Here is a 10946-nt window from a genome sequence, read left to right as displayed (position 1 = left end):
AATCCCTTAGAGCTTTTCTCAATACAACTTAGTTAGAAACTACAATCGTAAAGGTTTTCATTTTGTCCAAAATGGCAAATTTTGTTGATATCGCTCAAATTTTGATTAAATACACGTTAAAAATAATCACAAAAGGAAAATGTAAAATAAAGTAAAAAGTCGCGTAGACTTAAGTAACGCCTTCCGTTAATTTGGAATAAATAGGAAAATTAACAGGAGGAAACGCTTGTGCAATTTAAAAGAAAAGAAGGATTTCGTTATGTTTTTAAAGAGCCGATTAAGGCGAATGTCCGGTTGCTGCTGGATGGAGTAGCCATCAATCCGCATACTCCTTATTCGAGTGAAATATTGGATATCAGTCCACGTGGTGTGAAGCTGTTTTCGGAAGCGAAAATTGGGGAATATCTCAACAACCTTAACCTGCAAATGGAATTGCAATTTGTTTTGGATGTGAAGTTGATTGAAGCAATCGGTGAAATTATGTGGGTCAACCCCTATATGAATGGTCAGCAATATGGTCTTTCGTTACATGCCCAAGAGGATATCGATAAGCTGATTATTAGTGAAATGAAATTTCGCCGCAAAAAAGAAATGCTGCTATCAAAAAGACGATAAAAATTTTTTTGTCTGCTTTCTCGAGCATGTACTTCAACTCTTCTGTTCTTTAATAAGCTTCACCATCAACACGCCATGTAAGTAAGCCTTTGCTACTTATTTTGCCAGCAGTTTTAAAGATTTTCTACCATTAGAAAAGTATAAAAATTTCAATAGCTATATACCTAAATACCTACCGAAGCCGTCAACCTAAAAATAAAACCAAAAGCCCCATGACAAAAGAAAAATCTTCCATTAACTTAATGTTAATAGATTCTTTAGGTTTAGGAGGATTCCCCTATGCAATTTAAAAGAAATGAAGGCTTCCGTTTTGTGTTCAATGAGCCAATTGATTCGAGTTTTAAGATTATAATTGATGGGAATTATGTTAAGCCGGAAATTCGCCATGCGGGCAAAATCCTGGATATTAGCCCACACGGCGTGAAACTGTTTTCAGAAGCGCAAATTGGGGAATATCTGAATAAGACTACCTTGCGAATGGAATTGCAGTTTGTTTTGGATGTGACGATGATTGAAGCGGTCGGTGAAATTATGTGGACCAAGCCCTATATGAGTGGCCGGCAATATGGCATTTTGTTTCAATCCGAGGAAAAGATTGATGAGCTGATTATTCGGGAAATGAAACTTCGCCGGAAAAAAGAAATGCTTGATTCGAAACGGCGATAACTCCTATGTTTTCATTTTATTGAAGAATTCTTGCAAGCAAATTACCAGAATCGTGAATCATCCAGCTGCTCATGTTCACCTAGTTTGCCGCACACTATATGAAAACTTTCTAACTATTCTGTTAGGAAAATGTGAACGCAATTGTCGAAAGATGAAAAAGATTTCCTCGCAGTGGTAGGATTTTTTGAACCTATGGCGAATAGTATTTACATAGGTGTAATAAAAGGAGGAGTTTACATGATTAACTTTAACATTCGTGGTGAAAACATTGAGGTAACTCCAGCGATACGCGAGTACGTTGAAAACAAGATTGAAAAGATCGAACGCTATTTCAACGAAGATGTCAATGCCAACGCTAACGTCAACTTAAAAGTGTATAACGATAAGCAGACAAAAGTTGAAGTCACGATTCCCATGAAAAATGTTACACTCCGCGCAGAAGAACGTCATAATGATATGTACGCAGCTATCGATTTAATAGTAGATAAACTTGAGCGCCAAATTCGGAAGCACAAAACGAAAGTCAACCGTAAATTCCGTGAACGCGAAGGCGTGGGTGTTTTCTTCGCCAATGAAGCATCAAACGGTGTGGCGGCAACGGCTACGGAAGAGGAAGAATTCCCGGTTGTTCGTACAAAGCAATTTGACCTAAAACCAATGGACCAAGAAGAAGCGATTCTTCAAATGAACCTGTTGGGTCACGATTTCTTCATTTATACCGATTCAGAGTCCAACAACACAAACATCGTTTACAAACGCCGTGACGGGAAATACGGCTTGATTGAAACAAACTAACTATAGTATCCAAGGGGCTCTCTTGAAAGCAAAACTTTCAAGGGGGCTCCTTTTTTATTCCAACTGCTCCAAATTATTCATATATCCTCAACCTCAATTATTAAACCACTTTCCTAATTATTCATTTTTTAAACAAAAATCCCGAAAATGATTAGAAATTCACATGTTGGTAGTGCAATACCTTTCCTCTGCTATTTATTTTAGACTAAATTCGACATAATTCGACACAAACAAACAAATATTACTCTTCGTTAACACAAAAAACAAAACTATCCTCACGTGTCGAAGGGTCTATGAAATAAGGGCTCAATTTTCTTCCTAACTTTGACAACCTTTCCTCCTATCTTATACTGATAAAGTAAATTGCATTTGCGAGAATACGAGACAAACTAGAAAGTAGGGAAATTTGTGTTAGAGGCAAAACGACGAGCGGCCATTTTTCTTATACTCGCTTTTCTATTAGCGGCTGTTGCAGGGTATTTAGTGCTGGAAAAAGTGAAGCAGCTGAATGCCGAGCTTGGGGGAATGGTTGAGATTTACGTATCCAATGGCGATATCCCTGCTCGAACATTACTACAGTCCAATCAGATCACCAAAATGGAAATTCCTCAAAAATTCTTAACTGAATCTCATATCACTTCCGAGTCTGAAATTATTGGTCAAGTATCCGTTGTTCCTTTAAATGAGGGCGACATTATTACCAACAACATGCTGAAAAATTACTCGAACTTACAAAATGAAAATAATCGGCTTGTGGCGCTTTACCGCACGGACAACATTCAGTTTGACCAGGAAGTTGCGGCATTGGACCGAGTGGATATCATCGTTTCCACTGAAGCCAATGGCAAAAAGCAAACCAAGCTATTTATGAAGGATGTGTCGGTTGCTTATGCTTCCGGAACGGCTGAGAATTTTGCAGGCGTTGCTGTCGAAGTTTCGTCCGAGGATGCCACCAAACTGATACATATGCAAAACTATGCAGAGCACATACGCGTCTTGAAGGCGAATGTTGGACAAGAGTTGGCGGCAACGGAGGAAAAGCCTAAAGCTGCTGAGAAAACGAAGTCTCCAGCTAAGCCACAAGATGCAGAGGCGAAAGCCAAAGCAAAAGAAGCATCAGATTCTAAACAAACTGAATCGTCGGATGGAAATTCGTAAGGAAAGGAAATGTGAGCATGGAACAGAAATTAAATATTTTACTTGTCAGCGATGATCCGGTTCTGCGAGAACAGTTGAACACCATCGCTGAGACCACCGAAGAACATGTTCTTTCTGCAACGTCTGCCGATGCCATTCGGGAAATGAATCGCGAAACGCGGGATATCGTTCTCATGACCCAGCCTGATTCGGATATCGCGATTGATCTTGTGCAATCCATTCGACAAATTAATCCATCCGTATTGATTATTTTTATTGCAGACAGAACGGACTTTGTGCTGCTGCGCAATATGATGCGTGCAGGGGTGGATGAATTTTTCGTCTTTCCGGAAGAGACGTCTCTCTTTACAAGCCGGTTCCCTACGACGGTTAAAAACTATTCCATTAAAAAAAATTCAAGAGAAACGGAAAAAGCGGCGATTTCCTTTGGACGGGGAAGAGGGCAAATTTTCTCTGTATACAGCGGAAAAGGCGGTACGGGCAAATCCATCATTTCTTCGTCTTTAGCTCAAACGCTGAAGCTTGAATCGACTGCCGAAGTGATTCTCATAGATTTAAACGGGCAGTATGGCGGAATTGAATCAATGTTTTCCATCGAAACAAACCGTTCCATTGCAGACCTTTTGCCCGTTATCGAGGAGTTAAACGAAAGCCACATACGAAATGTGTCAAAAACCGAGGAGCATTCGAAACTCGAAATATTGGTCAGCCCAATAGATGCGGAAGTCTCGGAATCGTTGGGCGAAGACTTTGTGGCAAAGCTGCTTCGAACTTCCCGACGCGCGTTTGATTATGTGATTGTTGATTTGCCTTCTTCCATGAATGGCAAGTCAATCACTGCAATGGAAGAGTCCGATAAGATTTTTTACATACTCACACCAGATACGCCGTCATTGAAAGTGCTGAAGCATTATGAAGAGTTATCCGCTCGGCTTGGCATGAATTTGTTGGGGAAAATGGAGATCATTTTAAACTTCATGTCCAAAGAAAATGAAGTGCAGGAAAAAGATCTGAAAAATGTTCTTCGCTATCCGATTGCCGCCGTGTTGCGAAAAGATGTGAAAGGATTGCAGCCTTTCCTGAATAAAGGCGAGCCGGTTCGCAAAAATATCAAGGAGCGAAAACTCATTCCGTTTGCAAAGGATATTCGAAAGTTTTCGCGCGAAATTTTGAAATCATAAGGGGGTTTCGTCATGGCTTCTATTTTTGAAAGAAGAAAAGAGTTCGCTTCGCAAAAGAAGAATGTTTCCTATGAATACGAAAACCATCTTGTGGATGAACTGGTTGAACATTATAAAGCCCGTTTGCTTCGCGATACCAACCTGGAAGCACTGACACAGCTGTCGCAGGGCGAAATGAGGCTGAAAATTGAACAATATGTTTCGCAATTCATGTCGGAGGAACGAGTGGTTATTTCCCGTCATGATAAGGAACTGCTCGTTACACGAATTCTCGATGAATCGGTTGGATTGGGGCCGCTTGAACCGTTGATCAATGATTCCACGGTAACGGAGATTCTCATAAACGGCTTTAACGAGGTGTATGTCGAGCGAAAAGGAAGATTAGAGCAGGTCAATATTTCATTTCGCGATGATGAGCATGTTCGCCATATTGTCGACCGTATCGTGGCACCGCTTGGGCGGCGGATTGATGAAAGCTCGCCAATGGTCGATGCGCGTCTTCCGGATGGCAGCCGTGTAAATGCAGTGATTCCGCCAATCAGTTTGAATGGCACGCTTGTTTCGATTCGTAAATTCCGAAAAGAGCCATTCCAAATGGAAGATCTACTTCAGTTCAATTCTCTTGATGACCGGATGGCTACCTTCATTGATAGTGTGGTCAAGGCGAAGATGAACACGCTGATTTCGGGAGGAACCGGTTCTGGTAAGACGACCTTGCTGAATGTGGCGGCAAGTTCCATTCCCGTTTATGAACGCGTGATTACAATAGAAGATTCCGCCGAGCTTCGGTTGAATCGTCCGAATGTGGTCGGAATGGAGGCGCGTCCTGCCAATGTGGAAGGAAGAGGGGAAATTACGATTCGCAACCTCGTTAAAAACGCGTTGCGGATGCGACCGGACCGAATCATTGTCGGGGAGGTTCGAAGCGGGGAAGCGTTCGATATGCTCCAAGCGATGAACACGGGTCATGAAGGCTCCCTGACAACCGTCCATGCCAATACACCGGATGATGCGCTGCGGCGTGTCGAATCCATGGTCGTGATGGCGGGGATGGATCTTCCTTCCAGCATCATCCGCGAATTTACGGTCGGAGCGTTGGACATTATTATTCAAGCAACGAGATTAACAGATGGAACAAGAAAAATTGTTTCCATTTCGGAAGTGCAAAAAAAGGACGATGGCACGGCTGATATCGTTGAAATTTTTACTTTCAAGCGGGTTGGCATGTCCGAAGAGGGCGAAGTATTGGGTTATTTCACGCCAACCGGTCAAATGCCGAAGTGTCTTGAAAGGATTCGGATGTTCGGCATTGACATTTCGGAAAGCTTGTTCCGGCCACAGCAGGAGGTGGTCGTATGATCGAAGCTTCTATCGCCGCATTGGCTTTCTTTCTGCTGATTGTTGGCTTGTACTTTCTATTAGGCTATCGAAAGGAAAAAAAGGAATGGCGAAAAAAGACGCATCAGTTCTACCGTGAAGGAGAAAAGCGGAAAAGTGTCCTCGTGTTGTGGGGGGCAAAGTTTGACCAGACCGAAACGGCAAAGGAAATGGAAGGAAAGCTGCAAAATGCGAATATTCCATTTACGCCATCCGAATTTTTGGGCGCTTTAATTGTTTCTTATATGGGCATTTTATTCGTCCTGGTCAACTTTTTCAAGGTGCCGACATTGATCGCATTGGCTCTTTCCTTAATGCTGCTGGAAGCTGGAAGAAGAATGCTATTTAAAATCCGCAAAGACCGAAGACGGCAAATGTTAATCGATCAATTGCCGGATATTTGCCGGCTGCTTGCCAACTCCACACGATCCGGCATGACGCTGAATCAGGGAATTCAGTTAGCGGCAAAGGAAATGGCGGAACCTGCAAAAAGCGAATTTAAACATTTGGCCCATGAGTTGTCTCTAGGAATTGATTTTGGGACAGCCATTCGAACATTGGAAAAGCGGATTGATAATAAAGAATTCCACCTTTTCACCGCGACGTTGCTGATCCAGAAGCGCGCCGGGGGAAATCTGTATGCCGTGCTGGATGAAATGAGTCAAACGCTTGATGAGCGTAAACTCCTGAAACAGGAGATTAAGACAATGACCGCGGAGCATCGGTATATCGCGTACATTGTGCCAGTAATCCCCATTTTCCTCGTATTGATGATGAACAATGTTGTCGATGGCTTCTTAGACGCACTGTTTTCAGGGATTGGATTAATACTGCTTGCAATTTTTATTGCGGGTACAGTTGCTACTTTCTTCATTATTAACAAGATTACAAATATTAGGGTGTGAGACGATGGATGGAATAATTGCGATTGCCATAATGCTCACCGTGCTCTCGATCGGCATTGCATTAAGAGGGTTTTATGTTTATTTAACCGAACATCGAGAGCTTAAAACAACGGTTGCCGATATGCTGGAGGACCACCAACACTTTAAAAAGAAAGTAAGCCGAAAGGAAAAAATTCTTTCGAAAATGCTTCATTTTGCGGATGATTTCTCGGATTTGGGGCAGCGCATTAATTTCTTCAGTGAGAATGCGGACGTGAAAAAATGGATTGTCCAGGCGGGCTACCCCTATGGAATGACGGTGGAACGATTTCAGGGATTGAAAATGTTCTGTTTGATTATCGGTGTGATGATGGGTGGAATCTTGCTCATACTTGGTTTTCCATTTTCACAATTTCTAGTCATTCTATTGCCCATCGGCGGATTTTTAGGTTCGATCCTGTGGATTCGCTCGAAAGCAAAAGCGCGGCAGGAGGAAATTTCGTATCAATTGCCGGATTTTCTTGACACGATGAGCGTTACCTTGCAGGCAGGGGTTGGATTGACGCAAGCGTTGCGGGATATTGTACCTTACTTTGAAGGTCCAATCAAAGAAGAGTTTGAGCGGTTTCTTCAAGAAATCAGCGTTGGGGTATCACGAGTGGAAGCGTATCGCTCACTGCTCGAACGCAATGAATCAAAAGAGTTTCAAATTCTGATCAAATCATTGATCCAGGGGGAACGGTTGGGTGTTCCCATTGCGGCATCATTTAAACAACAAGCCGAAGAAATGAGGAAGCTGAAGAAAGAAATGATCAAGGAAAAGGCGGCAAAAGCATCGCCGAAAGTCACTTTAGTTACAACCTTTCTCATATTGCCTTCTTCATTAATTTTAGTCGGAGGCTTGATGATCATAAATTTGTTTAACCAAAATAGCGGGATTTTTGACTTATTAAAATAAAAGGAGAGAAAAAAGATGAAAAACATGATGCAAAAGGTATGGTTGAATCTAGTAGCACCAACAAAAAATGAGAAAGGTGCTCAATCTTTGGAATGGTTGGGACTGGCTGCATTGTTAATTTTAGTTCTAGGAATTATTTCTACAGCCGTAAGTGGCCAGTCAGCATCAATTTCAGAGTTAATCGGCAAGATTATCAGAAAAATTTCCGAAATGGTAGGAGAATAACCTTAGTAGGTATTAGGAGTTGAACATATTGCATAAACGAATCAGCATACTATTCATCCTAATTTTAATACTCCTTGCAGGTTGCAGTTCTAATGAAAGCACGAACGAACCGATGATGGAAGAACAGCAAGTTGCAGAAGAAACAGTGAACGGAGATGGCCAAAATCCAGCAGAGCCGACAAATGATGAGGTTAAGAACAATGAAAATGTCATCGTGGGTCCTTCCCTTCCAACAAATCTGGAGGAACTGGCAGATTTGCCTTCAGGTTATATAGAATACGTGAATACTGCCAGTGAAGACGGACGAAAGATTGTCGACGAATTAACGGAAAACTTGCCTGACATTTCAGGTAACCCGACGAATGAAGAACTAGACCAATACTTTGAGGCGATTTTATCAGTCTTTCAACAAGATTATACTGGGGCCGGAGATATCATTGATAAGGTAAAATTCCAGTCAATAGGCAGTCCAGAGATTGAAGACTCCCGTTATCAGTTTAAAGAAAACTTGAATGTCATGGTGATCTTGGATGCCTCCGGAAGTATGGCGAATTACGAAGGTAACGTGACGCGAATGGAGGCTGCTAAAAATGCCATACATAAATTCGTGAAAGCCTTGCCTAATGAAGCCAATGTCGGCTTGCTCATTTATGGACATGAAGGAACGGGAGAAGTTGGAGATCAGGCACTTTCTTGTAAGAGCAGTGAATTAATCTACCCGATTAGCCAATATGAGGAAGCAAGTTTCAATGAGGCACTAAAAAAAGCAACACCAGCAGGCTGGACTCCCATTGGCTTAGCTTTAAAGGAAGCTCAAAAAGATTTAGCCGCCTTTAAAGGAGAGACGAATACCAATATTGTGTACTTGGTAAGTGATGGGATTTCGACTTGTGAAGATGATCCGGTTGGTACTGCAAAATCCTTATATGATTCTGATATAACACCAATCGTAAATGTAATCGGTTTTAATGTAGATCAAGAAGGACAAAAACAATTGCAGGATATTGCGGCTGTTACAGAAGGTACGTTTCAACATGTAACAGATGCGCAAGGTCTTGAAAAACAACTAAATGAAGCGAATAAAGTAGCGGGAAAATGGAAGCAATGGAAGTCTTCCCAAGCGGATAACCTGGCATTTAACAAAGTAGACAATTGGCTGGAAATCTTTACTTACCATGGAGGAGAATTCGGAAAATGGGTAGTAGAAAGTTTGGCGATTGAATTAACCCTTACCTACCTTTATCAACATCACGATGCAATGTCCGAAGAATCCCATGATTATTTACAAAAGAAAAATAGTGAATATCATAACTGGGTGGAAGAGCAATATGATCGTTTACGAGCAGATTTAGAAGCAATGAATGAAATGAACTATGAAGAAACAGTAAAACAACTAGAGGAAAAATATCTAACAAACACAAGTAACACACCTTAATAGGAAAGAGAATGCGAAAGTTTGAGAATAAAAACTTTCGAAGAATCTTAGCCGGATTTAGATGATTGCCTCTATGTTTTTCTGATCAGCATTACCGTATGGTGTTATCTCGGAGGAAGCGATAACCCTCGGCTTATTAAATTTCTACTATGGTAGGTTGGTAGCGGACATGAGGAGTTGAAAAATTTGCATACACGGTACTGCATGTTATTAGTTTTGCTAATGGTGCTGCTTGTTGGATGTAGTCAAGAAGGTGCAAGTACGGAAGAGGGAACGGCAGCACAAACAGACAATTCCTCTGAAGAACATTCAGACAATAGTAACGAAATTGTGGAAGAGGAAGTACTCGTAGGACCGCCTATTCCAACTTCCCTAGAGGAACTAGCAGACTTGCCAAAAGGTTACACAGAACATATCAGTCGTCTGGAAGAAGAAGGAAGGAAGCTGACGGATGAGTTAACAAAAAATCTTCCCGACATTTCAGGCAATCCAACAAATGAAGAGCTGGATCGTTATTATGAAGCCATTCTTTCTGTTTTTCAACAAGATTATGAGGGTCCTGGTGATTTGATTAATCAATTAAAATTCCAATCCATCGGGGACCCGGATATTGAAGAGCCGCGCTATCAATTTAAAGAGAATTTGAATGTTGTGATGATTCTGGATGCCTCCGGTAGTATGGCGAACGAAGAAGGAAATGGAACACGCATGGATGCAGCCAAAAATGCCATTCATGAATTTGTGAAAGCCTTGCCTGAGGAAGCAAATGTTGGCTTGCGGATTTATGGACATGAAGGAACTGGAGAGGTCGGGGATCAGGCGCTTTCTTGCAAGAGCAGTGAATTGATTTATCCGATTAGTCCTTATGAGGAAGCTGGATTTAATGAGGCGTTAAAGAAAGCAACACCAGCAGGTTGGACGCCAATTGGCTATGCATTGAACGAGGCTCAAAAAGATTTGTCTTCATTTAAAGGCGACAAAAACACAAATATTATCTATTTGGTGAGTGACGGCATTTCCACTTGTGAAGATGACCCAATTAATTCGGCGAAATCTTTATATGACTCGGATATTACACCGATTGTCAATGTGATTGGATTCAATGTCGATCAAGAAGCGCAAAAACAATTGCAGGAAATTGCGGATGTTACGGAAGGCAGATATGAAAATGTAACAGATTCGCAAGGTCTTGAGGAAGAATTAAGGAAAGCGAATGACATTGCGTTTAAGTGGAAGCAATGGAAAACGAAAGAAGAAGGATCGATTAATTTACAACGAACAACTAATTCTCTCGACATATTCGGCTATCATAGCGGTGAGTTTGGAAAATGGGTCGATGAGCGGCAGGCAGTAGGTTTCACACTGACTTATCTGCTTCAAAAAAGAGAGAAGATGTCCAAAGAGTCGCATGATTATTTACAGGAAAAAAATAAAGAATATCACTCTTGGATTGAACAAGAATATGACGAACTACGAGATGAATTAAAAGAAATCAATGAACTGAATCATACAGAAGCAATTAAACAAATGGAAGAGAAATATCTTTCCAACACAACCAAAACTCCATAAATAGGAAATGTAAGGTGAAAGTGTGAGAAGGTGAAATTCTCTAGGGTTTTTTGCTTTTCAAAGTTGCATCCATGTTCTTCTGA

General features: G+C 41.4%; 11 protein-coding genes. All 11 read left to right on the top strand.

The window, feature by feature from the left end:
* Window positions 1-228: 228 nt before the first annotated feature.
* Window positions 229-615 (top strand): PilZ domain-containing protein, encoded by a 387-nt coding sequence (locus D1B33_RS03485; protein WP_118874931.1) that lies wholly within the window; start codon window positions 229-231, stop codon window positions 613-615.
* Between the two features lie 279 nt (window positions 616-894).
* On the top strand, window positions 895-1281 hold the full coding sequence (locus D1B33_RS03480) for a PilZ domain-containing protein (RefSeq protein WP_118874930.1): 387 nt from the start codon (window positions 895-897) through the stop codon (window positions 1279-1281).
* Between the two features lie 237 nt (window positions 1282-1518).
* Window positions 1519-2076 (top strand): ribosome hibernation-promoting factor, HPF/YfiA family, encoded by a 558-nt coding sequence (gene hpf / locus D1B33_RS03475; RefSeq protein WP_118874929.1) that lies wholly within the window; start codon window positions 1519-1521, stop codon window positions 2074-2076.
* Window positions 2077-2484: 408 nt separating this feature from the next.
* A complete protein-coding gene (gene cpaB, locus D1B33_RS03470) occupies window positions 2485-3234 on the top strand; it encodes a Flp pilus assembly protein CpaB (protein WP_118874928.1) in 750 nt (249 codons plus the stop codon).
* Window positions 3235-3251: 17 nt separating this feature from the next.
* On the top strand, window positions 3252-4415 hold the full coding sequence (locus D1B33_RS03465; RefSeq protein ID WP_118874927.1) for a CpaE/TadZ family protein: 1164 nt from the start codon (window positions 3252-3254) through the stop codon (window positions 4413-4415).
* A gap of 12 nt (window positions 4416-4427) precedes the next feature.
* Window positions 4428-5774, top strand: coding sequence for a TadA family conjugal transfer-associated ATPase (locus tag D1B33_RS03460; RefSeq protein WP_118874926.1), 1347 nt, complete (start codon window positions 4428-4430; stop codon window positions 5772-5774).
* On the top strand, window positions 5771-6697 hold the full coding sequence (locus D1B33_RS03455) for a type II secretion system F family protein (protein WP_118874925.1): 927 nt from the start codon (window positions 5771-5773) through the stop codon (window positions 6695-6697). The genes D1B33_RS03460 and D1B33_RS03455 overlap by 4 nt, the downstream gene beginning before the upstream one ends.
* A gap of 4 nt (window positions 6698-6701) precedes the next feature.
* Entirely contained in the window at window positions 6702-7634 is a 933-nt protein-coding gene (locus D1B33_RS03450) for a type II secretion system F family protein (protein WP_118874924.1), read from the top strand.
* A gap of 15 nt (window positions 7635-7649) precedes the next feature.
* Window positions 7650-7859: a hypothetical protein gene (locus tag D1B33_RS03445; RefSeq protein WP_118874923.1), complete on the top strand. Its 210-nt coding sequence runs from the start codon at window positions 7650-7652 to the stop codon at window positions 7857-7859.
* A 28-nt stretch (window positions 7860-7887) separates the two neighbouring features.
* A complete protein-coding gene (locus D1B33_RS03440) occupies window positions 7888-9294 on the top strand; it encodes a vWA domain-containing protein (protein WP_233549370.1) in 1407 nt (468 codons plus the stop codon).
* Between the two features lie 186 nt (window positions 9295-9480).
* On the top strand, window positions 9481-10863 hold the full coding sequence (locus D1B33_RS03435; protein WP_233549369.1) for a vWA domain-containing protein: 1383 nt from the start codon (window positions 9481-9483) through the stop codon (window positions 10861-10863).
* Window positions 10864-10946 lie beyond the last annotated feature (83 nt).

It is taken from the genome of Ureibacillus yapensis (assembly GCF_003515775.1).
In the GTDB taxonomy this organism is placed as follows: Bacteria; Bacillota; Bacilli; order Bacillales_A; family Planococcaceae; genus Ureibacillus; species Ureibacillus yapensis.
Note: the sequence above shows the minus strand (reverse complement) of the source record. Positions and strands in the feature narration are given on the sequence as shown.